25 protein-coding genes are annotated in these 20,636 nt (G+C 69.7%); 13 read left to right on the top strand and 12 right to left on the bottom strand.

Annotated features, from left to right (window positions below):
• Positions 1–35 precede the first annotated feature (35 nt).
• A complete protein-coding gene (locus G5B46_RS21570) occupies positions 36–509 on the top strand; it encodes a sterol desaturase family protein (RefSeq protein ID WP_165262309.1) in 474 nt (157 codons plus the stop codon).
• Entirely contained in the window at positions 509–853 is a 345-nt protein-coding gene (locus tag G5B46_RS21565) for a GlpM family protein (protein WP_165262307.1), read from the top strand. The genes G5B46_RS21570 and G5B46_RS21565 overlap by 1 nt, the downstream gene beginning before the upstream one ends.
• A gap of 229 nt (positions 854–1,082) precedes the next feature.
• Here G5B46_RS21565 and G5B46_RS21560 read toward each other — a convergent pair whose 3' ends face one another.
• A complete protein-coding gene (locus tag G5B46_RS21560) occupies positions 1,083–2,567 on the bottom strand; it encodes an amidohydrolase (RefSeq protein ID WP_346764960.1) in 1,485 nt (494 codons plus the stop codon).
• Positions 2,568–2,816: 249 nt separating this feature from the next.
• On the opposite strand from G5B46_RS21560, the gene G5B46_RS21555 reads away from it, so the two are divergent.
• Positions 2,817–3,446, top strand: coding sequence for a hypothetical protein (locus G5B46_RS21555; protein WP_165262305.1), 630 nt, complete (start codon positions 2,817–2,819; stop codon positions 3,444–3,446).
• A 10-nt stretch (positions 3,447–3,456) separates the two neighbouring features.
• Here the strand turns inward: G5B46_RS21555 and G5B46_RS21550 are convergent, their stop codons facing one another.
• The gene (locus G5B46_RS21550; protein ID WP_165262303.1) at positions 3,457–4,479 is read right to left on the bottom strand and encodes a FecR domain-containing protein; all 1,023 of its coding nucleotides are present in this window, start codon (positions 4,477–4,479) and stop codon (positions 3,457–3,459) included.
• A complete protein-coding gene (locus G5B46_RS21545) occupies positions 4,442–5,005 on the bottom strand; it encodes an RNA polymerase sigma factor (RefSeq protein WP_165262301.1) in 564 nt (187 codons plus the stop codon). Before G5B46_RS21545 ends, G5B46_RS21550 begins: the two co-directional genes overlap by 38 nt.
• A 318-nt stretch (positions 5,006–5,323) precedes the next feature.
• Between G5B46_RS21545 and G5B46_RS21540 the strand changes: the two genes are divergently transcribed.
• The 5 genes from G5B46_RS21540 to G5B46_RS21520 all read left to right on the top strand — a co-directional run bounded on the left by G5B46_RS21540 (position 5,324) and on the right by G5B46_RS21520 (position 10,516).
• Positions 5,324–7,777, top strand: a complete 2,454-nt coding sequence (locus G5B46_RS21540; protein ID WP_165262299.1) for a TonB-dependent receptor — start codon at positions 5,324–5,326, stop codon at positions 7,775–7,777.
• Between the two features lie 85 nt (positions 7,778–7,862).
• Positions 7,863–8,045 (top strand): hypothetical protein, encoded by a 183-nt coding sequence (locus G5B46_RS21535; RefSeq protein WP_165262297.1) that lies wholly within the window; start codon positions 7,863–7,865, stop codon positions 8,043–8,045.
• Between the two features lie 87 nt (positions 8,046–8,132).
• A complete protein-coding gene (locus tag G5B46_RS21530; protein ID WP_165262295.1) occupies positions 8,133–9,584 on the top strand; it encodes an NCS1 family nucleobase:cation symporter-1 in 1,452 nt (483 codons plus the stop codon).
• A gap of 51 nt (positions 9,585–9,635) precedes the next feature.
• A complete protein-coding gene (locus G5B46_RS21525) occupies positions 9,636–9,974 on the top strand; it encodes a GIY-YIG nuclease family protein (protein WP_165262293.1) in 339 nt (112 codons plus the stop codon).
• Positions 9,971–10,516 carry a DUF2239 family protein gene (locus tag G5B46_RS21520; RefSeq protein ID WP_165262291.1) on the top strand — a complete coding sequence of 182 codons (546 nt, stop codon included), beginning with the start codon at positions 9,971–9,973 and terminating at the stop codon, positions 10,514–10,516. Before G5B46_RS21525 ends, G5B46_RS21520 begins: the two co-directional genes overlap by 4 nt.
• A 169-nt stretch (positions 10,517–10,685) precedes the next feature.
• Here the strand turns inward: G5B46_RS21520 and G5B46_RS21515 are convergent, their stop codons facing one another.
• The 5 genes from G5B46_RS21515 to G5B46_RS21495 form a co-directional block, all read right to left on the bottom strand.
• Positions 10,686–11,702 carry a ThuA domain-containing protein gene (locus G5B46_RS21515; RefSeq protein WP_165262289.1) on the bottom strand — a complete coding sequence of 339 codons (1,017 nt, stop codon included), beginning with the start codon at positions 11,700–11,702 and terminating at the stop codon, positions 10,686–10,688.
• Between the two features lie 4 nt (positions 11,703–11,706).
• Complete coding sequence (locus tag G5B46_RS21510) at positions 11,707–12,105, bottom strand: VOC family protein (RefSeq protein WP_165262287.1); 399 nt, start codon at positions 12,103–12,105, stop codon at positions 11,707–11,709.
• Between the two features lie 62 nt (positions 12,106–12,167).
• The gene (locus G5B46_RS21505) at positions 12,168–12,416 is read right to left on the bottom strand and encodes a hypothetical protein (protein WP_165262285.1); all 249 of its coding nucleotides are present in this window, start codon (positions 12,414–12,416) and stop codon (positions 12,168–12,170) included.
• Between the two features lie 26 nt (positions 12,417–12,442).
• Complete coding sequence (locus tag G5B46_RS21500) at positions 12,443–13,273, bottom strand: flagellin (RefSeq protein ID WP_165262283.1); 831 nt, start codon at positions 13,271–13,273, stop codon at positions 12,443–12,445.
• Positions 13,274–13,623: 350 nt separating this feature from the next.
• Entirely contained in the window at positions 13,624–14,379 is a 756-nt protein-coding gene (locus G5B46_RS21495; RefSeq protein ID WP_165262281.1) for a methyltransferase, read from the bottom strand.
• A 104-nt stretch (positions 14,380–14,483) separates the two neighbouring features.
• Between G5B46_RS21495 and G5B46_RS21490 the strand changes: the two genes are divergently transcribed.
• From G5B46_RS21490 to G5B46_RS21480, 3 genes are all read left to right on the top strand, one after another.
• The gene (locus G5B46_RS21490; RefSeq protein ID WP_165262279.1) at positions 14,484–15,494 is read left to right on the top strand and encodes a polyprenyl synthetase family protein; all 1,011 of its coding nucleotides are present in this window, start codon (positions 14,484–14,486) and stop codon (positions 15,492–15,494) included.
• Positions 15,494–16,018: a hypothetical protein gene (locus G5B46_RS21485; protein WP_165262277.1), complete on the top strand. Its 525-nt coding sequence runs from the start codon at positions 15,494–15,496 to the stop codon at positions 16,016–16,018. Before G5B46_RS21490 ends, G5B46_RS21485 begins: the two co-directional genes overlap by 1 nt.
• Before the next feature lie 79 nt (positions 16,019–16,097).
• Positions 16,098–16,496: a YccF domain-containing protein gene (locus tag G5B46_RS21480; protein WP_101717553.1), complete on the top strand. Its 399-nt coding sequence runs from the start codon at positions 16,098–16,100 to the stop codon at positions 16,494–16,496.
• Here the strand turns inward: G5B46_RS21480 and G5B46_RS21475 are convergent.
• From G5B46_RS21475 to fumC, 3 genes are all read right to left on the bottom strand, one after another.
• On the bottom strand, positions 16,493–16,807 hold the full coding sequence (locus tag G5B46_RS21475) for a CcdB family protein (protein ID WP_165262275.1): 315 nt from the start codon (positions 16,805–16,807) through the stop codon (positions 16,493–16,495). The genes G5B46_RS21480 and G5B46_RS21475 overlap by 4 nt on opposite strands.
• Positions 16,804–17,058 carry a type II toxin-antitoxin system CcdA family antitoxin gene (locus G5B46_RS21470; RefSeq protein ID WP_165262273.1) on the bottom strand — a complete coding sequence of 85 codons (255 nt, stop codon included), beginning with the start codon at positions 17,056–17,058 and terminating at the stop codon, positions 16,804–16,806. Before G5B46_RS21470 ends, G5B46_RS21475 begins: the two co-directional genes overlap by 4 nt.
• Before the next feature lie 71 nt (positions 17,059–17,129).
• Complete coding sequence (fumC, locus tag G5B46_RS21465; RefSeq protein WP_165262271.1) at positions 17,130–18,521, bottom strand: class II fumarate hydratase; 1,392 nt, start codon at positions 18,519–18,521, stop codon at positions 17,130–17,132.
• Positions 18,522–18,656: 135 nt separating this feature from the next.
• On the opposite strand from fumC, the gene G5B46_RS21460 reads away from it, so the two are divergent.
• Together G5B46_RS21460 and G5B46_RS21455 are read left to right on the top strand one after the other, a co-directional pair.
• Entirely contained in the window at positions 18,657–19,811 is a 1,155-nt protein-coding gene (locus G5B46_RS21460) for a DUF5009 domain-containing protein (RefSeq protein ID WP_165262269.1), read from the top strand.
• A gap of 62 nt (positions 19,812–19,873) precedes the next feature.
• Complete coding sequence (locus tag G5B46_RS21455) at positions 19,874–20,260, top strand: RusA family crossover junction endodeoxyribonuclease (protein ID WP_101711910.1); 387 nt, start codon at positions 19,874–19,876, stop codon at positions 20,258–20,260.
• On the opposite strand, the gene G5B46_RS21450 is transcribed toward G5B46_RS21455, so the two are convergent.
• The gene (locus tag G5B46_RS21450; protein WP_165262267.1) at positions 20,222–20,614 is read right to left on the bottom strand and encodes a hypothetical protein; all 393 of its coding nucleotides are present in this window, start codon (positions 20,612–20,614) and stop codon (positions 20,222–20,224) included. The genes G5B46_RS21455 and G5B46_RS21450 overlap by 39 nt on opposite strands.
• Positions 20,615–20,636 lie beyond the last annotated feature (22 nt).

The raw sequence follows: 20,636 nt of genomic DNA, 5'->3' as shown, positions 1-20,636 counted from the left end.
GCAGTCAGGTCGAAGGCTCTGGAGTTAGAGAAGCGATGGTCACCTTCGGTCTCAAGGTCGCCCTGTTCCTGGCGGCCTTCGCCTTCATGGAAGGCTTCGCCTGGTTCACCCACAAGTACGTCATGCACGGCTTCGGGTGGGTCTGGCACCGCTCGCACCACGAGCCGCGCCACGGCGCCTTCGAGCTGAACGACCTGTTCGCGGTGGTGTTCGCCGCCCCGGCCATCGTCGCCATCTATTTCGGGACCAACGGCCTGCCGTGGCTGCTGCCGGTGGGCCTGGGGATCACCGCCTACGGGGCGGTCTACTTCATCTTCCACGACGGCATGGTGCATCAGCGCTTCAAGGTTCCGCTGGGCAAGTCGGCCTACTGGAAGCGCCTGATCCAGGCCCACCGCATCCATCACGCCGTGCACACCAAGGAGGGCGCGGTGTCGTTCGGCTTCCTGCTCGCCCGGCCGGTGCGCGAGCTGAAGGCCAAGCTGCGCGCGCGGGGCGTCCAGGCCTGATGCCGCCGCTGCTTGTCGAGGTTCTCTGGAAGGGCCTGCTGGGCGGCGTCGTCACCGCCCTGATCGTGCTGGCCTCGAAGAAGGGCAACGTGCTGCCCGGCATCCTGCCGCTGGCGCCGACCTTCGCGATCATCGCCCTGCTGGCCGTCGGCTCCAAGGGCGAGGCGGGCGGCTTTCGCACCGCGTGCCTGGCCGGCGCCAAGACCATTCCGGCCTATCTCGTCTTCCTGGGCGTGTCGTGGCTGCTGGTCGATCGCGTCGACTATCGCCTGGCCATTCTCGGCGGGCTGGCCGCCTGGCTGGTCGCGGCCCTGGCGATCTTCCTGGCGCCGAAGCTGCTGTGAGCTGAGCGGAGAGAGACTGCTCGATCTAGTCTAAAAACAGTCGTCATCCCGGAAAGCCCGAAGGGCTTGTCCGGGACCCAGGGGGACTAGGCGCGGCGCTTGGGTTCACTACCCCGGCGTTGGCCTGTGCCGTGCGCCTGCCCCTGGGTCCCGGCTCTTCGCTTCGCTACGGCCGGGATGACGAACTGTGAGTATACGGGAGCGGCGCAGCCGCTCCCGTCCGGCTAGATCACTCCGCGCCGCCGGCCTTGCGGTAGTCGAGCGGCGGTTTGCGGTCGCCGACCATGGCCTTGTACTGGAAGCCGTCGCCGCGGCGGGCGTTCAGCTCGGTCTTGGCGTCGGCGATCAGCTTGGGGTTCATGAACAGCTCGGCGCCGGTGATCGACAGGGTCTTGGCCGCCACGGCCGCGCCCTTGAGGCCGATCGACGAACCCGCCGCCGCCACGTTCTGCCAGCTGTGGCCGGCCGAGCCGGGGACGAAGGTCGCCGTCGACAGGCCCACGGTCGGCGTCACCCACGAGATGTCCGACACGTCGGTCGAGCCGCCGACGCCGCCCTTGGTGTCGGCCGGGGCGTAGGTCTGGATCTTGCCCACCGAGGCCAGGTCGCCGCCGCCGCCGTTGAGGCTCTTGGCCAGAGTCTTGGCGAACTCGGTCTCTTCCGGCGTCCAGGTGATGCCGCCCACGCTGGTCAGGCTGTCGTGCATCACCTTGCCCAGCACGTCGTTGGGCAGCAGGTTGTAGACGCCGCCGGTCTGCTCGAACTCGACCGTCGTCTCGGTGGCCATGGCCGCGCCGTCGGCGGCCTTCTTGATGCGGTCCATGACGCTGACCACGATCTTCGGGTCAGAGTTGCGGACGTAGTAGTAGACCTCGGCGAAGTCCGGCACGACGTTCGGCGCCTTGCCGCCATTGGTGATCACGTAGTGGATGCGGGTGCCGTCGGGGATGTGCTCGCGCATGAAGTTGGCGGCGGTGTCCAGCACCTCCACGCCGTCCAGCGCCGAGCGGCCGGCCCACGGCGCGCCCGAGGCGTGCGACGACTTCCCGCGGAAGCGGAACTTGCCGCTGATGTTGGCCATCGAGGTGCCCTGGCGGGCCGAGTTCTCGTTGCCCGGGTGCCAGTGCAGCGTCACGTCGACGTCGTTGAACAGGCCTTCGCGCACCATGTAGACCTTGCCCGAGCCGCCTTCTTCGGCCGGGGTGCCGTAGACGCGGATCTCGCCCTGCACCTTGTTCTGGATCATCCACTCCTTGAGGGCGACCGCGCCGGCCACCGAGGCCGCGCCGAACAGGTTATGGCCGCAGCCGTGGCCGTTGTCGGTCTCGGGACGCGGGGTTTTGGTCGGGGCGGCGGCCTGCGACAGGCCCGGCAGGGCGTCGAACTCGGCCAGGATGGCGATCACCGGGCCCTTGCCCTGCTTGAAGCTGGCGACGAAGGCGGTCGGCTCGTCGGCCACGCCCGCGTTCACCGTAAAGCCGGCGGTCTTCAGCTGCTCCTGCAGCACGTTCGAGCTCTTGGTCTCAAGATAGCCCAGCTCGGCGAAGTCCCAGATCTTCAGGGCTGCTTCGTTCATCTGCGGGGTGTAGGCGTCGACGTTCGCCTTCAGCTGGGTCTTCTGCGCGGCGTTCAGCGGCGCGGCGATGGCGCTGCTGGCCATCAGCATGGAAACGCCAACCAGCCCGGCGGCGGCGGTCTTGAGGATCGAAGTCACGAAAAGCCTCCCTGCGAACGGCGCGAACGGCGCCGCTGTCAGTAGTCATGACGCAGGCCGGAGGCGGTTCCTCAACCGGGGAGGGGAGAAAGTGGGTGCGCGCCCGCCCAACTTCCCGTCACTCCCGCCCGGGAACCGGAGGCCTCGACCGCTCCCGATGCAATCTCAGTGGGCGGACGCCCTCAGTGCACGCAAGGGGTGGCTTCCGGGCATTGGCCGGCGTAGCGTCGCCACAGGTCGGGAGGGGACATGTCGGGTCACTGGATAGGCGGATTGGCGGCCGCGATGGTCGCATTGACGGTCGCAGCGCCTGCGGCGTCCAGCGAGGCCCTGGCTTCCACCGGGGCGACCGCGATCGTTGGCAAATTCAAACGAAGCGGCGCCGGCCTGGCCTGTGTGTTCACGCTCAAGGACGGCGTGACCATGGACGACATGGACGCCCTCAGCGCGGACGGCCCCTGCATGCGCACAGGCCCCGTCGTTCTGGGACTGCCTCGGAAAGAGGCCGAAGCACATCTCGGTCGCCCGCTGACCACGATCGAGGACCGCGGGGACGCCGTATTTATCTATCCGCTGGCATGGAGCGGCGCCCCCGAGGCAAGCGACCTGCTCGCCTACGCGGCGGTGGCTTACGACACGAAAGACCAAGTAAGGCTTCTCCAGCTGTCGGGCGAAAAGGCGCCGCCGGTGGGTGACTGGGCGTTTTCCGCCGTTCGCCTGGGCGACCCGGACACCGCGGTTCTCGCCTCTCTTGGAGAGCCGTTCTCGCGCTCGCCTGTGGCGGACAACGGGGCTGAACTTTGGTCCTACAGCCCGTGGGCGTTCAGCTTCGAGATCAAGAACGGGAAGGTGACCTCGATCCGGCTGTCAGCCTCTTGAGGGCTCGCCCTTACGGCGCGACCAGGACGATCTCGCCGGCCTGGCCCGTCTTCACCTTGGCCGCGCCATAGGCGCTGAGCGCGTCGACGAAGCCCGCGACATCGCCGGTCTTGAAGCGGCCGCTCATCGGCGTGGCGGCGACGCGCGGCGAGTCGATGCGGATCTTGCGCACCGAATAGCGGTTCAGTTCGCCGACGATGTCGGCCAGCGGCTGGTTGTCGAAGGTGACGCTGCCGTCGCGCCAGCTGGTCAGGGCGGCCACGTCGGCGGCGGCCACGGCCCAGGTCGAGCCCGCCTGCTGCTCCAGGCGCGAGCCCGGCAGCAGGTCGACGCTGTTGTGGGCGGCCGGATCGGCGACGCGGATCTTGCCTTCCAGCAGGCTGACCGACCACTTGCCCGGATCGATGCGGACGTTGAAGGCCGTGCCCAGGGCCGTGACCGTGCGGCCGTCGGCGGTGACCACGAAGGGCCGGTGCGGGTTCTTGGCGACCTGGAAGAAGGCCTCGCCGCGATCCAGGGTCAGGGCGCGGCGCGCGCCCATCTCGGTGACGCGCAGCACCGAGTCGGTCGACAGGGTGGCGATCGAGCCGTCGGCCAGGGTGATGATCTTCTGCTCGCCCACGCCGGTGCGATAGACGACCTGGGCCGTCTGGGCGGGGGCGACGGCCGGCGCATGGTCCGACGGCGCGGTGGCCAGCCACAGGGCCGTGCCGAAGCCGCCGGCCGTGACCAGGGCGGCGACGGCCGCGGCCCAGCGCATCTGCGGACGGGCGCGGCGCTTCTGGTCGGCGGCCAGGTCGGCCTTCAGGCGGGCGCGGGCGGCGAGAATCTCGGGTTCGTCCGACAGGGCGCCCAGGCGAGCCCAGGCGTCCGACGCCGAGGCGTAGGCGTCCTTGTTGGCCGGATCGGCCTTCAGCCAGGAATCGAAGTCACGCCGCAGTCCCAGGTCGTTCGGCCGATGCTGCAGGCGCGCGACCCATTCCGCGGCGTCCGGTTCACCGGAAGAAGCCAGGTTTGGGACGGTGTGGCGCATCGTGTTCCTGCAGGCGGCTCGTCAGGTGCTTGAGAGCCTTGGCGACGTGTTTTTCGACCGCGCTGACGGAGAGTCCCAGTTGAGCGGCCGCCGCCTTGTAACTCATGCCTTCAAATCGGACGAGCATGAATGCAGCGCGCGTCCTTAAGGGAAGGTCACCGAGGGCGGCCGCGGCGACGGCGGCCTGCTCCTTGGCCTGGAGAATACGGTCCGGCGAAAGCTCGTCGAGGGGGTGGTGAACCTCCTCCAGCTCGCAGTGGGCCTGGCGTTTGCGCACCGTGTCGCGGCGACGGCGGTCGAGCAGGACGTTGGTGGCGGTCTGGAAAATGAAGCTGCCGAGATTGGCCACTTCACCGCCGTCACGGCGGTTATGCAGTCGAAGAAGCACTTCCTGCACGAGGTCGTCGACCTCGCCGCCTTCCACTCTTCGGCGGAAAAAAGCCTTCAGGGCCTGCTGGTAGGGCAGGGAAGCATGGGCCAAGCCCTCGCCTCCACGCGCTCCAGCGGCAAGATTCGCCAGCGCCATTCGTCGTCCCCGACACAACGAGTCTTTTTTGTTGCGTTCATTCGTCAGCAGCGTGACGGCGCGGTCAACCCACACTCTCGCACTTGCCGTCGGGGCGCCCCGCCTGCCAGATTATCAGGCAGAGTCTTCCGCATGGTCCCCCTGGGCCGGGCGAGGGGACCGGATCGCCGGCCAACGGCGACGAGGGGACTGGCCTTGGCGAACGCAGCAGTGAAGGAAGGGGCGCTGCCGCGTACTGGAGCCCCGGGGGTATTGCACACACGTCATCGCCGCTGCGCGCTCGCAGGTTGGCTGGCCCTCGCCGCGTTCGCGACCCCCGTGGTCGCGGCCGCCGCGCCGCGCCGGGTCGACATCGCCGCCGGCACGCCGATGGCCAGGGCCCTGAACGCCTTTTCCGCCCAGACCGACATCGAGATCCTGTTCAATCCGGCCCTGGTCACCGGTCTTCGCGCCCCGCGCGTGCGCGGCCAGCTGGAGGCCGACGAGGCCTTGGATCGCCTGCTGGCCGGTTCGGGCCTGGTGGCCCGGCGTCACGGGGGGCGGCTGCTGATCGAGCGCGGCGTCCCCGAGCGTGCGCCGCCCAGGGCTGCGCCGCCGGCCCCGGTGGTCGCCGCCGAGATCGACGCGGTGATGGTCACGGCCCTGCGCCGGGCCACGGCCGAGCAGAACACCCCGTTGTCGATCCGCGTGATCAGCGGCGAGGCCCTGACCGCCAACGGAGCGGTGACCTTCGAGCGGGTGGCCCAGCGCCTGCCGGGCCTGACCCTGACCAGCACGGGCGTCGGCCGGATGCGCATGACGCTGCGCGGCGTCTACGGTTCGGGCGAGGCGACCACGGCCCTCTACTACAACGACATTCCGGTCTCGGGCCCCAGCGGCACGACGGCCGACCCCGGCGGCTCGTTTCCGGACCTGCTGCTGGTCGACATCGACCGGCTGGAGGTGCTGCGCGGCCCGCAGGGCACGCTCTACGGCTCCAGCGCCATGGGCGGGGCGGTGAAGGTGGGCTTCAATCGCGCCGATCCTTCGCGCGACCAGCTGGGCCTGGAGGTCGAGGGCGGGGTGGTCGGCGGCGAGGCGGGCGGGGCGGTGACCGCCGTGGCCAACAAGGCCTTCGCCGATGATCGCGCGGCGGTGCGCCTGACCGCCTATCGTCGCGACGAGGCCGCCTTCGCCGACAACGCGCGCCTGGGCCTGCAAGGCGTCAACGCCGGGCGCACGGTCGGCGGACGCCTCGCCGCGGTCTGGCGACCGACCGAGGCGATGCGCTTCGACCTGCTACTGGCCGGCCAGGATTCGCGCCTGAACGACACCGGCGCCGGCGCGCCCGGCGAGCCCTCGCACGTGTCGCGCAACTTCGTCCGCACGCCCTTCGACAGCGAGGTCTGGTTCGGCGCGCTGTCGATGGAGTCCAAGCTCGCCGGGGCGCGCTTCTCGGCCTCGCTGGCCCACTACCAATGGAACAACACCCGCCAGATCGACTACACCGGCACCCTGCAGTCCGAGCGCGGCAGCGCCGCCGGCTGCGCCCGCTGGCTGGCCCTGGGGACGGGACTGGCCTGCAGCGCGGGCCAGATGGGGGCCTACGCCTCCTATGTCGACAGCCGCACGCCGGGCCTGCTGTACCAGCCCATCGACCTGACGGCCGACGTGCGCGAGGCGCGCCTGGCCTCCGACCATGACGGCGCGCTGCAATGGACCGTCGGCGTGTTCTCCGAGACCCGCAGCGACACGATCGACAGCCAGGTGCGCGTCGCCGATCCCACGACCGGCAGGCCCATCGACGCGGCGGGCTTCACCGGCCGGCGCATCGTCGACACCCGTCTCGACCAGGTGGCGGTCTATGGCGAGGCGACCCTGGCGGTCGACGACCGCTCCGACGTCACTATCGGCGCGCGCCGCTTCTCCTACGACAAGAAGACCGTCGGCGAGGTGCTGGTGGTCAACGTGATCTCCGACACCTCCGGCGGCAACTTCCGCAACCGGGTCGAGGAGGACGGCTGGAGCGTCAAGGGCCTGGTCTCGCGCCGCTTCACCCCGCGCATGATGGGCTACATGCAGGTCTCGCAGGGGTTCCGGCCGGGCGGCATCAACACCGCGCCGGGCCTGCCGGCCGCGCTGCAGGCCTATGGCTCCGACACGCTGTGGAACCGCGAGCTGGGCCTCAAGTCGCGCTGGCTGGCCGGGCGGCTGTCGGCCAACCTGGCGCTCTACAGCATCGACTGGCGCGACATGCAGTACTCGGCCACCAGCGAGAACGGCGCCTTCGCCTTCGTCACCAATCTGGGCCGGGCGCGCATCGACGGCGCCGAGTTCGACATGACCTGGAGCCGGGGCGGCTCGAAGATCGGGTTCAATTTCGCCGCCACCGAGGCCGTCCTGACCCAGGACCAGACCACCGGCGCCATGGCGGGATTGGGCCGCAAGGGCGACCACCTGCCGGCCGTGCCCCGCACCGCCTTCACCCTGTGGGGCGAGACCCGTCGCGAGCTGGCCGGCGGCGCGACGCTGATCCTGGGCGGTTCGGCCGCCTATGTCGGCGAGTCGCGCTCGACCTTCGAGTCGGTCAGCCCCGGCTCGGGCCGCGACCTGGGCGGCGTCACCCTGATCGACGGCCGGGCGGCGATCGAGGTCGGCCGGCGCTCGGTGGGGGTGTTCGTCGAGAACCTGCTCGACTCCGACGCGCCGTTGTTCATCACGGCCGGCCGCCTGCCGCAGTCGTTCTCGCCCCAGCCGCGCCGCGTGGGGCTGAGCCTGCGTTTCGCCTACTGAGCGAATTTCTCGCCTTTCGGGCGAGCCGTGTTAACCTTCCGCCACGCGCCCGTCAGAGGCGCTCGATCGTCAGGGAGGTTCAGCCATGGCCCACGCCATGCGTGTTTCCGCGCGTCCCGTGTTCTTCAGGAAGTGCGACGTCAACAAGCCCGAAGGCTCCGAGCTGCGCCACGCCGGCCCCTGCATCCAGTGGGATCGCGTGGGCATCGTGGCCCTGGTGCTGCTGTTCGGCGCGGGCCTTGCGACCTGGGCCTACGCAGCGTTCTAGAAACCTTCCGCGACCGGCGTTTTCCAAGGTGACGGCCTGTCCCTCGCCGCGCATGCTCATGTCTTGAGTGCGGGCTCGGGGGAGCGCATGAGCGACGAAAGCGGAAACCTCTGGAACGAGGACCTGGCGCCGACGACGGCGGCCCAGCGCACTTGGCGCGCCCGCCACTTCGCGGCCCTGTGGCTTGGCATGGTCATCGCCGTGCCCGCCTACATGCTGGCCGCGGGGCTGGTGGAGCAGGGGATGTCGGCGGGGCAGGCGGTCTGGGCCGTGCTGCTGGGCAACCTGATCGTGCTCGCGCCGATGCTGCTGATCGGCCATGCGGGCGCGCGCCATGGCGTGCCCTACGCGGTGCTGGCGCGCGCCTCGTTCGGCTGGCGCGGCGCGCGTCTGCCCGCGCTCGCCCGGGCCATCGTCGCCTGCGGCTGGTACGGCATCCAGACCTGGATCGGCGGCGGCGCGCTGCTGACCCTGCTGGGCGTCATGGTCGGCGCCAGGCTCGATGGCCCGCCGATCCCGCTGCTGGGCATCGGCGTCGGCCAGCTCCTGGCCTTCCTGGCGTTCTGGCTGATCCAGCTGGCCTTCGTCACCAAGGGCCTGGAGACCGTCCGCAAGCTCGAGACCTGGACCGCGCCGATCAAGGTGGTGGTCTGCGTCGCCCTGGTCTGGTGGGCGCTGTCCAAGGCCGGCGGCCTGGGACCCATCCTGCACGAGCCCTCGGCCTACGACCCCGGCGGCGCCAAGGCCGGCCGCTTCTGGGCCGACTTCGGCCCGGCGGTGACGGCCATGACCGGTTACTGGGCGACCCTGGCGCTGAACATTCCCGACTTCACCCGCTTCGCCCGCAGCCAGAAGGACCAGATCCTGGGCCAGGCCCTGGGCCTGCCCGGGCCCATGGCCCTGCTGGCGGCGATGAGCGTCGTCGTCACCTCGGCCACGGTGCTGATCTTCGGCAAGGCGATCTGGGACCCGGTGGCCCTGTCGGGCGACATCGGCGGGATCGCCGTGCTGGTGGGCCTGGTGATCATCAGCCTCGACACCGTCTCCTGCAACATCGCCGCCAACCTGGTGGGGCCGGCCTACGACTTCGCCGCCCTCTGGCCCAAGCGGATCACCTATCGCATCGGCGGCTGGATCACGGCCGGGATCGGGGTGCTGATCATGCCCTGGAAGCTGCTGGAGAGCACCGCCGGCTACATCTTCGTGTGGCTGACGGGCTATGGCGCGCTGCTGGGGCCGATCGCCGGCATCCTGATCGTCGACTACTGGATCCTGCGCCGCACCGTCCTGGACGTGCCCGCCCTCTATGACCGCGCCGGCGCCTACACCTACCGGAGCGGCTGGAACCCGGCGGCGCTGATCGCCTTCGCCGTCGGGGTCGCGCCCAACCTGCCGGGCTTCCTGCACGCGGCCGCCCCGCACGCCTTCGCCGGGATCGGCCAGCCCTGGACCACGATCTACCAGTACGCCTGGTTCGTCGGCGCCCTCCTGGCGGGGACGCTGTACGGCCTGCTGATGCGCGGAAAAACACCCGGGTAATATTGACTTCATAAATAACCCGGGTAAAAAGCCGCCAACAAGGAGGCGGCCATGAACCCGCGCAAGGCGCTGCTACGCGCCTACAAGGAAGAAAAGCCCACGCCCGGCGTCTACGCCGTGCGCTGCGAGCGCACCGGCCAGGCCTTTGTCGGCGGGACCGAGAATGTCGCGACGCGCAGGAACGGCGTCTGGTTCAGCCTCAGGTTGGGCTCGCACCCCAACGCCCGCCTGCAGGGCGCCTGGAACGCCCATGGCGAGGCCAGCTTCGCCTTCGAGGTGCTGGAGACGATCGACGACGAGGGCCTGGAGCCGAAGGGCAGGGCGCTGCGCCTGGCCGATCGCCGCAGGCACTGGTGCGAAGCCCTGAACGCGGTAGACCTCGTCCGATGACCTACGCCCTGTTCGAATCCGGCGAGCGCCTCGCCGCCGGCGACAAGCTCGCCGTCGCCCTGGCCGCCCAGGCGGTGGTCGGGCAGCGTCCTGGCGCTCCGATCCTGATCTTCGATCCCGACGGCCGGCAGGTGGATTTCGACCTGCGCGGTTCGCCCGAAGACCTGGCTGCACGCCTGGCGCCGGCCGAGCCCGAACCCGAGGCCCCGCGCGGCCGCGGCCGCCCCAAGCTGGGCGTGGTGGCCCGCGAGGTCACCCTGCTGCCCCGCCACTGGGACTGGCTGGCCAGCCAGCCCGGCGGCGCGTCGGTGGCCCTGCGCAAGCTGGTCGAGGCCGCCCGTCGCGAGGCCGAGGCCCCCGACCGCCAGCGCCGCGCCCGCGACGCCGCCTACCGCTTCGCCAGCGCCGCCGCCGGCGACGCCCCGGGCTTCGAGGCCGCCATGCGGGCGCTCTATGCGGGCGATCAGGAAGGGTTCGAGGCCGGCTTGGCGCATTGGCCGGCCGACGTGGCCGCTCATGCAAGGGCGCTGGCTGAGTTCTAGATCCTTCTCCCCCTGCGGGAGAAGGTGGCGGCCGAAGGCCGTCGGATGAGGGGTCTCTCAGACTTGAGACGCTCCGCCCAACCTATCCGCTACACGCAGCTTACCGGGCCATCGACCCCTCACCCGACCTCCCTTCGGGAGGCCACCCTCTCCCGCAGGGGGAGAGGGATCAGGGCGAGGTCTTCGCCCTGACCTCCGCCAGCACCGTCCCGTACGCCGCCTCGAACCTCGCCCGATCCGCCTCCGGCTTGCCCGGATAGACCTCGCGCAGCGCCGCGATCCGGGGCGCGAGGTCCAGCAGCCACGCCTCGTCCTTCACCCGCGCCAGCCGCGCCTCGACGTCGGCCTCTCCAGCATAGACCAGCAGCGCCCGCAGCTGATCGATGGCCTGCTCGCGCGGGTTGGGCGTCGCACCGCCGCGGGCTTTCCAGGCCGTCCACCGCACCGCCCGCACGATCTGTTCGGCGAAGCGCGGGTCGGCCCAGGTGGCTTCGTTGTGGCCCAGGTTGGTGAAGAACAGGCGGCCGTTGCCGATGCTCCGCACCCAGCTCACCGGCACGGCGTAGGGCCGCTTCAGCGGCGTGCCCGAGTAGTCCAGGCTCTGGATCACCCGCACGGCGCCCGGGTCGAAACGCTTGTACTGGTAGATTTCCTCGACCAGGTCGACGCTGCGCCCCCAGGGCGCGGCCAGGGGATGGTTGTCGATCGCCTTGATCCGAACCTTCTGGTCCTCGGTCCAGGGATGGCCGGCGAACTGGCCGCCCACGAAGCGCGTGTAGTCGAGGCCCGGCCCCTCATAGCCCCAGGCGGTGTCGGCGGCGCTGTGCAGGCCCACGAACCCCAGCTTGCCGGCCGCGAACCGCTGCTGCACGGCCGCCCAGGATTCTGGTGAGATGGGCAGGGCGCCGGTGGTGTAGAACACCAGCACGTCCACGTCCTTCAGGCGCTCGGGCGTGATCTCGCTGGCGTCCTGCGTCACCTGCGTCTCGAAGGCGCTGCTGGCCTTGCCGATGGAGATCATCGCCGTCTCCGACGGCGCGAGGCCCTCGGCGGGCCGGGTCACCGGTCGATGGCGCCAGCCGACCGACTGGTCGAGATAGAGCACGCGGATCGGCGCTTCCGCGGCGCCGGCCGCGCCGGTCGCCAGTGAGCAGACGATCGCGACGAGGGCCAGCAGGGCGCGCATGGGCTCAGGCCTTGCCGCCGCGCGGCTGCAGCAGGTCCCAGCGGTTGCCGTACAGGTCCTCGAACACGGCCACGCTGCCATAGGCCTCGTGACGCGGCTCCTCGAGGAAGTTCACGCCGGCCGCGCTGAGGCGGGCATGGTCGCCATCGAAGTCGTCGGTGTGCAGGAACAGCCAGACCCGGCCGCCGCCCTGGCCGCCGATCATCGCGGCCTGGCGCTCGTCGGCCGCCTTGGCCAGCAGGAAGCGCGAGCCGCCCGGACCCGGCGAGACCACCACCCAGCGCTTGCCCGCGCCCAGCTCGCTGTCCTCCACCAGATCAAAGCCCATCTTGCCGACATAGAAGGCCAGGGCCTCGTCATAGTCGCGCACGAGCAGGGACAGGAGGGCGAGATGCTGGGCCATGGCGACTCACGCTGCGGATCGAAAAGGGGGCGCGTGGGATAATGACCGCGCCCCGGCCGTTGTCATCGCCGTTCCTCGCCCGCGGCGTAGCGGTTCATGTCGGCCAGGGCCGCCTCGAAGGCCGCGCGGATCTCCGTCTGGCTGAAGCCCTGATCCCAAAGGCCGGTCATCAGGACGTTGATCGCCAGGTCCAGCGGGGCGGCTGCGCCGGGATAGGGGTTGGCCGCGTGATAGCGCGCGCAGGTTCCAGCGAAGTCCTCGGCCGCGTTGATCGCGCCGAAATGGATCTGCTCCCGCTCGTCCAGGTCCATGCCGTCCTCCCGCCAGGTCGGAAGGCTCAGCCCCCGAACAGCTTGAGTATATAGCTCGGCGCGGCGTTGGCGATCGACAGCGACTTGATGGCCAGCTGCTGCTTGATCTGCAGGGCCTGCAGCCGGGTCGCCTCCTGGGCCATGTCGGCGTCGATCAGGCGGCCGACCGAGGCCTCCAGGGTGTCCTGCAGCTTGTCGATGAAGGTCAGGTGGGTGTCGAGGCCGTTGGCCTGGGTGCCCAGCCGCGACAGGGCCGAGGTGACGTTCTGCATGGCCGTGTCCATGGCCTTGATGTCGGTCGAGGAGGGGGCCGTCAGCAGGTCGGCGCGCATGCCGGCCAGGGCCGCGCCGCCGGTCGACAGGTCCACGTGGTCGACATCGATGGTCTGGTCGGCCTTGGCGTTGGCCAGGGCGCGGATGTTGCCGTTGGTCCCGGCCGAGATCAGGTTCACGCCGTTGAAGCTGGCGTTCTCGACCGCGCGGTCGATCTGCTTGCGCAGCGAGACGTAGTCGTCGTTCAAGAGCTTGCGGCTGGCGGTGGTCAGGCTGGGATCCGACGCGGCCAGCATCTTCTGCTTCATCTGGTCGAGCAGGTCGGTGACCGTGTCGCCGGCCGCCAGGGCCACGTCCACCGTCGACTGGCCGCGCTGCAGCGAGGCGCGCACGGCGTCCAGCGACTTGGCCTCGGCCGACTGCATCTTGGCGGTGGCCCAGACGGCGGGGTTGTCCTTGGGGGATGAGATCTTCAGGCCGGTCGCGATACGGCGCAGCGTCGTCGCCAGGTCACGATTGATCGTGTTCAGCGACTGCAGGGCGATCATCGCCCCGACGTTCGTGTTGATGCTGTTCTGCGGCATCGACCCGTTGTTCCCGGTGCGGCCTTCTGGCCAAGGGCGCGTTTTGCGTCCGAAGCGCAGCTATGCACGCGTTGCGTTAGCAGAACGTTAGGAGACGCGTAAAAAGCGCCATTCCAGGATCCCTCTCCCATAAGGAGAGATCCTCTCCTCAAATCCTCCCCCTGAAGGGGGAGGCAGCCCGAAGGGCCGGAGGGGAAGTTCCTGATGAGCCTGAGCCGGGCCACGACGTGGGAAGTCCCTTCCCCCTCAGTCGCTCCGCGACAGCTCCCCCTTCAGGGGGAGCATCTTGGACGGAGGGCGGGAGGGGGGCGCATCCCCCAAGCCCGCATCGATCGCCTTTGAAAAACGCCTCACCACTCCAGCGCCGCTTGCCCCCGCAGGATCGCCTCGGCCTCCAGCGAATGTTTCCCGCCGTCCCGGTCGTGCAGCACCAGCGGCGGCAGCAGCACCAGCGGCGCCTTGCCGGTCTTGATCGCCCGCACCAGCACGCGCTTGGCCGGCGCGTCGGCGAAGGGCTGGATCGGGCGGATGCGGAACGAGCCGGCCTTGGGGGCCAGCAGGGCCAGGATGTCGGCCAGGCGGTCGGCGCGGTGGATCAGGGTGATGCTTCCGCCCTCGCGCACGGCCTTCAGCGCAAAGGCGGTCCAGGCGGAGAGGCCCGCGTCGGCCATCCAGGCGCCGGTCTTCTCGGGCGCCGGCGCGCGCAGGGTCCTGGGGTCGTCGAAGAACGGAGGATTGCTCATCATCGCATCGAACACCGGCAGCGACAGCGCGCGGAAACCGGCGGCCACGTCGCCCTCGACGATGTCCACCCGATCGGCCAGGCCGTTCAGCGCGGCGTTCTCGCGGGCCAGGGCCGCGGCGGCGGAATCGCGCTCAAGCCCGACGAATCGCGCGCCGGGACGACGGGTCGCGGCGGCCAGCAGGGCCGCGCCGACGCCGCATCCGGCCTCGATCACGCGATCGCCGTCGCGCGCGTCGCAGGCGGCCGCCAGCAGCGCCGCATCGAGCCCGGCCCGGTATCCGGCGGCCGATTGGCGAAGCTTCACGCGCCCGTCGAGCACGCGGTCTTCGGTGACGGAGGGAACTGAGGTGGGGTCGGACAACGTTTCGGGCCTTGTGCTCGCCTTGACCCTGACCTATCCCGCCACCATTGTCGCTCGCAACGCCCATGGCGCTACGAGCGGCGTCGCCTGAGGAGTACATGGTCTTGGACGCAGCTGCAGCGACCCTCGCCCGTCAGCCGGGATCGGTGGATCGTCTCGTGCGCCTGGCCGCCGCCGACATGGGCGGCGTGGACCGCCTGATCACCGATCGCATGCAAAGCGACGTCCCGGTGATCCCGGCCCTGGCCGAGCATCTGATCGCCGCCGGCGGCAAGCGCCTGCGCCCGCTGCTGACCGTGGCCGCCGCGCGCCTGGCCGGTTCGGACAACGATCACTGCCTGAAGCTGGCCGCCGCCGTCGAGTTCATCCACACCGCGACCCTGCTGCATGACGACGTGGTCGACGGCAGCCAGCTGCGTCGTGGCAAGGTCGCTGCGCACCTGATCTGGGGCGCGGCCCAAAGCGTGCTGGTCGGCGACTTCCTGTTCGCCCGCGCCTTCGAGCTGATGGTCGAGACCGACTCGATGCGCGCCCTGCAGATCCTGGCCCAGGCCAGCCGCGTCATCGCCGAGGGCGAGGTGCTGCAGCTGATGCGCAGCCACGACCTCAACCTGTCGCAGGCGGTCTATCTCGAGATCATCGCGGCCAAGACCGCCGAACTGTTCGCCGCCGCCGCCGAGGCGGGCGCGGTTTCGGCCGGCGTCGACGCCGAAAAGTCCAAGGCCCTGCGCGACTACGGCATGAGCCTGGGGCTGGCCTTCCAGCTGGCCGACGACGCCCTCGACTACGGCGGCGCCACCGAGACGCTTGGCAAGAACGCCGGCGACGACTTCCGCGAAGGCAAGGCCACCTTGCCGCTGCTGCTGGCGATCGCCCGCTCGGGCCCGCGCGAGGCCGAGTTCTGGGAGCGCGCCATCGGTCGCCGCGAGCAGACCGAGGCCGACTTCCGCCGCGCCCGCGAGCTGATCATCGGCACCGGCGCCCTGGACGCCACGCTGGATCTGGCCGCCGAGTACGCCGACAAGGCCAAGGCGGCCCTGGCGGTCTTCCCGGCCAATGACTGGCGCGAAAGCCTCGAAAGCCTCGCCGACTTCGCGGTCAGCCGCCGGGCCTGATGGCGAAGGGCTACAACCCGTCCGGCGATCCTCACGGCGTCGACCGCCATCACGGCGCGCATGCCGCCGGCGAGGCGGCCGGCAAGGTGATCGGCGGAGGGGTGGGGGTGCTGGTCGGGCTGGCCCTCATTCTTCTCTTTTTCGGGCCGCTGCTATGGGCGCCGTTGCTGGCGGGCCTCGGCGCGGCGCGCCTGGCGCCGGGAACCTGGCAGCCTTGGCTGGCCGGCCTATCCGCCGCCGCCCTGGCGGTCTTCGTCCAGTTCCTGCTGCTGGTGCAGAAGAGCCCGCTGCTGCGCTATCCGGCCGTGGCCCTGTTCTCCATCGCCTGGGTCGGCGGCCTGTGGCTGGAGCTGACCTCGCCGCCGCACGACTGGCTGACCACGGCTCCGACCTGGCATGCGCCCGGGCCGTGGGCCTGGGCCCTGATCGGCCTGGGCGTCGTCGTCTATGCCGGCCTCTATCTCCTGGCGCTCTCGCGTTTCGGCAAGGGCCGCTGGGCCAAGCGCTGGCAACTGCTGCGGTGAATTCGCCGTAAGGTCGCGCCGCCAAGCTCGACAACAGGCCGGCCAGATCCCAAGTCTTGGTCGAGACGAAAGGACCGCGATGATCCGCTTCATCCTCAACCTGCTCTGGTTCTTCCTCGGCGGCTGGCTGTCGGGCCTCCTGTGGCTGCTGGGCGGCCTGCTGCTGGCGATCACCATCGTCGGCCTGCCCTATGCCGGGGCGGCCTGGCGCATCGCGGGCTTCGCCTTCTGGCCGTTCGGCAAGGAGATCGTCAGCCGCGAGATCGTCACCGGCCGAAGCGACATCGGCACGGGCCCGCTGGGCTTCCTGCTGAACCTGATCTGGTTCGTGCTGGGCGGCTGGTACATCGCGCTCAGCCACCTGCTGATCGCCGTGGCCGAGGCCATCAGCATCATCGGCATCCCGTTCGCCATCAAGGACCTGCAGCTGGCCTACATCGCCCTGGCCCCGATCGGCCGCACGGTCGTGCGCCGCTAGAAGCCAGTGAACAGCCGGTCCAACGCCCGGCGGATGGCGTCCTCGTGGGCGGCGAGGGAGGTGATGCGGCGATTGAGCGCCTTGCGTTCGAGATTGGCCATCAGGGCCACGTCCAAGACCAAACGCTCGCTGTCGATTTCGACCTCCACCCAGACCTTGGTCGGCTCGAAGGCCTGGGGCATGCGCATCAGCGGCGCGACGACGATAGTGTCGAGCGCGTCGTACATGTGTGATTGCAGGACTACGATGTAGGGAACGCTCGAACGCGTCGACGCCCCAGGATTGGCGAAGACGTCGAACTGCCGGATCACCAGCGACGCCACTCCGCGCCGAAAGGCCCATGCTCTTCGACAAAGGCGTTGTGCGCCTTGATCGCCTCGGCGTTCTCTTCCGCCCAGCGCCGCGCGCGTTCCTCCGCGCCGGCCGGATCGACCTTCTGGAGATGCAGCCGCAGCTGCGTCTCGCTCATGCCGTCGACGGAAATCCCCAGCCGCTGGGCCTGCGCCAGCAGTTCCGGATCGATGCCCCGTTCGGCCGCGATATCGAGTTCGGGCTTGCCCATGGCAGGAAGCCTAACATGAAAAAGGGGCCGCCGAAGCGACCCCTCCATCGTCATCGCGATAGCGACGGACCTCAGCCCGGCGAGACCATCTTTTCCGGGCGGACGTACTGGTCGAACTCTTCGTTCGTCAGATAGCCGCCGCCGACGGCTTCTTCGCGCAGGGTGGTGCCGTTCTTGTGGGCGGTCTTGGCGATCTTGGCGCAGATGTCGTAGCCCAGGCGGCCGTTCAGCGCCGTGACCAGCATCAGCGAGTTCTCGACGCCCTTCTGGATGTTGTCGATGCGCGGCTCGATGCCGACCACGCAGTTGTCGGTGAAGCTGATCGCCGCGTCGGCCAGCAGGCGCACCGACTGCAGGAAGTTGTAGGCCATCACCGGGTTGAAGACGTTCAGCTCGAAGTGGCCTTGCGATCCGGCGAAGGTCAGGGCGGCGTGGTTGCCGAACACCTGCACGCAGACCTGGGTCAGCGCTTCGCACTGGGTCGGGTTGACCTTGCCCGGCATGATCGACGAACCCGGCTCGTTTTCCGGCAGGGCCAGTTCGCCCAGGCCCGCGCGCGGGCCCGAGCCCAGGAAGCGGATGTCGTTGGCGATCTTGAACAGCGAGGCGGCGACCGTGTTGATCGCGCCGTGGCTGAACACCATGGCGTCGTGGGCGGCCAGGGCCTCGAACTTGTTCGGCGCCGTGGTGAAGGGCAGGCCGGTGATGGCGGCGATGGCTTCGGCCACGCCTTCGGCGAAGCCGATCGGAGCGTTCAGGCCGGTGCCGACGGCGGTGCCGCCCTGGGCCAGCTGCATCAGCTTGGGCAGGGTGCTCTCGATGCGCTCGATGCCGTTCTCGACCTGCTGGGCGTAGCCGCCGAACTCCTGGCCCAGGGTCAGCGGGGTGGCGTCCTGGGTGTGGGTGCGGCCGATCTTGATGATGTCGGCCCAGGCGTCGGACTTGGCCTTGAGCGAGGCGTGCAGGTGCTTCAGGGCCGGCAGCAGATCCGAGACGATCTGCTCGGCGCAGGCCACGTGCATCGCCGTCGGATAGGTGTCGTTCGACGACTGGCTCATGTTGACGTGGTCGTTCGGGTGGACGGGCTTCTTGGTGCCCATCTCGCCGCCCAGGATCTCGATCGCGCGGTTCGAGATCACCTCGTTGGCGTTCATGTTCGACTGGGTGCCCGAACCGGTCTGCCAGACGACCAGCGGGAAGTGGTCGTTCAGCTTGCCTTCGATCACCTCGTTGGCGGCCTGGACGATGGCGTCCTTCAGGCCTGCGTCCAGCTTGCCGAGCTTGTGGTTGGTCTCGGCGGCGGCGCGCTTGACGATGCCCAGGGCCCGGACGACCGGCAGCGGCTGCTTTTCCCAGCCGATCTTGAAGTTGCCGAGGCTGCGCTGGGCTTGCGCGCCCCAATAGCGGTCGGCGGCGACTTCGATGGGGCCGAAGGTGTCGGTCTCGGTGCGCGTGGCGGTCATGCGGGTCTCCCGGAAAACGGTCGAGGGGGGTCTAGACCCTGAGGGCCGCCAGGGCAACGCTCGCGAGGCCGGTTGACAGCACGCGCGAGCATGCGAACCCTCCGCGCCCAGAAAAAGAGTTCGGGGGAAGCGTTCATGGCGTCGGGCAAGGGCGGCGGTCGGATCGTCGCGCTGGATCTGCTGCGCGGCTTGGCCGTGGCGGGCATGATCATCGTGGTCAGCCCGGGATCGTGGAGCCAGGTCTACGCGCCGCTGGCCCATGCGCCCTGGCACGGCTGGACGCCGGCCGATCTGGTCTTCCCGACCTTCCTGTTCTGCGTCGGCATGGCCATCGGCCTGTCGGTTCCGCGCCTGACGCCCGGCGACCGATCCTCGGCGGCCTTCTGGATCAAGGTCGCACGCCGCACGGCGCTGCTGATCCTGCTGGGCCTGCTGCTGAACGCCCTGCCGAAGTTCGATCTCGCTCATCTTCGCCTGCCGGGCATCCTGCAGCGCATCGGCCTCTGCTACGCACTGGGCGTGGCGATCTGCGTGCTGGCCGCGCCGCGGGCCGGAAGCCGTCTGAAGTTCAGCTTCGTCGCCGTCTCCGCGGCGGCCTTCGTCCTGCTGGCGATCTACTGGGCCTTGCTGGCTTTTGCTCCGGTCCCGGGGTTCGGCGCCGGCCGGCTCGACTCGCACGGCTCTTTGCCGGCCTTCATCGACCGGGCGGTGATCACCATTCCGCACCTCTGGAAGCACGGCACGACCGAGGGCGTCGGCGTCACCTACGATCCCGAAGGCCTGCTCTCGACCCTTCCGGCGGTCGTCAACGTGCTGATCGGCGCCATCGCCGCCGCCTTGCTGGCGCGGGGCGGGGCGAGCCGCATCGCCCTGGCGCTGCTGTCGGCGGCGTTGATCGCCGGCGGCCTGCTGCTGGACGGCGTCATGCCGATCAACAAGTCGATCTGGACGCCCAGCTTCGCCCTGCTCAGCAGCGGCCTTTCGATGGCGGCGCTGTTCGTGCTCGACCTGCTGTCGGGTTCCAGGGCCGTACTGAAGGTGGCCGCGCCGCTGAGCATCTTCGGCGGCAACGCCATCCTGGCATTCATCCTGTCGCAGCTGCTGGGGATCTTCGGCTCGATGCGGCTGCTGCCGGGCGGGAACTCGGCCCAGGGTCTGGTCTATGACCTGGCCTTGCGGGTCATCCCCGATCTCAAGGCCGCGTCCCTGGCCTGCGCCTTCGCCGTGCTGGCCTTCATCCTAGCGATCCTGATCCCGCTGCACCGGCGCGGGATCCATTTGCGCCTCTAGGGACGGTGCGCGTAGACAGCGCTCGAACGCCCGCCGCGCCGGCGGGCCTGGAGACCGCGCGCTTGCAAGACGACTGGACGCATCACGGCAAGGTCCGCGCTCGCGAGGCGGGCGGCGAACTGACGATCGTGGTCGACGGCCTGACCACCCAGGCCAAGTACTACAAGCCGCTGATCTACGAGTTCTTCCGCAAGTCCTGGCGCGGCTCGCGGCCGGCCTGGGGAGAGTTCTCGGTCGAGATCGGCATGGAGTTCGTCGGCGAGCCGCCGTGGCTGGACCTCGACAACCTGGCCAAGGCGCTGCTGGACGCCATCAAGGGCTATGCCTTCCACGACGACGCCCAGGTCGCCCGCCTGCTGGTCGAGCGGCGTCCGGGCGAGCGCGAGCGGATCGTCATCGTGGTGCGAAAGCTAGAGTCGCGCTTTCTGCGGGGTACGCTCGAAGACTGACGCGCCGACCGAGATGTAGAGCACGATCAGGAAGGCCAGGTAGCGGCCGGTGCTCGACGGTTCGGCCCCGGGGGCCAAAGGCACGAGATCAAGCAGGATCAGGTTCGCAGCGGCGACCCCGGGCAGCGCGAAGGCCACGGCCGGATAAAGGCGTCGGGCGCGGGGAATGCGCAGCAGCCGAGCGGTGGCCTGGAAGGCGAAGGCGCCCAGCGCTGCGGCGAGAAAGGCGTTCAGGGCGTAGAACCAGAAGGCCCGTTCGATCAGCGCGCTGCCGAAGGCCCCGTAGAACAGCGTCGCCGCCAGCCAGACGCCCAGGCCCGCCCCGGCCAGGATACAGACGTTCCGTTTCGACACGCGCGAACTCCCCCATCGTCGC

Origin of the sequence: Caulobacter sp. 602-2 (assembly GCF_011043625.1) — a bacterium.
Taxonomy (GTDB): Bacteria; Pseudomonadota; Alphaproteobacteria; order Caulobacterales; family Caulobacteraceae; genus Caulobacter.
Note: the sequence above shows the minus strand (reverse complement) of the source record. Positions and strands in the feature narration are given on the sequence as shown.

Bases quoted from the DNA above. Each gene is read 5' to 3' on its own strand.
- G5B46_RS21525 (WP_165262293.1), top strand. From the start codon at position 9,636: ATGAACCCGCGCAAGGCGCTGCTACGCGCCTACAAGGAAGAAAAGCCC.
- G5B46_RS21500 (WP_165262283.1), bottom strand. From the start codon at position 13,273: ATGCCGCAGAACAGCATCAACACGAACGTCGGGGCGATGATCGCCCTG.
- G5B46_RS21505 (WP_165262285.1), bottom strand. From the start codon at position 12,416: ATGGACCTGGACGAGCGGGAGCAGATCCATTTCGGCGCGATCAACGCG.
- G5B46_RS21535 (WP_165262297.1), top strand. From the start codon at position 7,863: ATGGCCCACGCCATGCGTGTTTCCGCGCGTCCCGTGTTCTTCAGGAAG.
- G5B46_RS21570 (WP_165262309.1), top strand. From the start codon at position 36: ATGGTCACCTTCGGTCTCAAGGTCGCCCTGTTCCTGGCGGCCTTCGCC.
- G5B46_RS21545 (WP_165262301.1), bottom strand. From the start codon at position 5,005: ATGGCGCTGGCGAATCTTGCCGCTGGAGCGCGTGGAGGCGAGGGCTTG.
- G5B46_RS21485 (WP_165262277.1), top strand. From the start codon at position 15,494: ATGGCGAAGGGCTACAACCCGTCCGGCGATCCTCACGGCGTCGACCGC.
- G5B46_RS21550 (WP_165262303.1), bottom strand. From the start codon at position 4,479: ATGCGCCACACCGTCCCAAACCTGGCTTCTTCCGGTGAACCGGACGCC.
- G5B46_RS21520 (WP_165262291.1), top strand. From the start codon at position 9,971: ATGACCTACGCCCTGTTCGAATCCGGCGAGCGCCTCGCCGCCGGCGAC.
- G5B46_RS21555 (WP_165262305.1), top strand. From the start codon at position 2,817: ATGTCGGGTCACTGGATAGGCGGATTGGCGGCCGCGATGGTCGCATTG.
- G5B46_RS21480 (WP_101717553.1), top strand. From the start codon at position 16,098: ATGATCCGCTTCATCCTCAACCTGCTCTGGTTCTTCCTCGGCGGCTGG.
- fumC (WP_165262271.1), bottom strand. From the start codon at position 18,521: ATGACCGCCACGCGCACCGAGACCGACACCTTCGGCCCCATCGAAGTC.
- G5B46_RS21530 (WP_165262295.1), top strand. From the start codon at position 8,133: ATGAGCGACGAAAGCGGAAACCTCTGGAACGAGGACCTGGCGCCGACG.
- G5B46_RS21515 (WP_165262289.1), bottom strand. From the start codon at position 11,702: ATGCGCGCCCTGCTGGCCCTCGTCGCGATCGTCTGCTCACTGGCGACC.
- G5B46_RS21510 (WP_165262287.1), bottom strand. From the start codon at position 12,105: ATGGCCCAGCATCTCGCCCTCCTGTCCCTGCTCGTGCGCGACTATGAC.
- G5B46_RS21460 (WP_165262269.1), top strand. From the start codon at position 18,657: ATGGCGTCGGGCAAGGGCGGCGGTCGGATCGTCGCGCTGGATCTGCTG.
- G5B46_RS21565 (WP_165262307.1), top strand. From the start codon at position 509: ATGCCGCCGCTGCTTGTCGAGGTTCTCTGGAAGGGCCTGCTGGGCGGC.
- G5B46_RS21470 (WP_165262273.1), bottom strand. From the start codon at position 17,058: ATGGGCAAGCCCGAACTCGATATCGCGGCCGAACGGGGCATCGATCCG.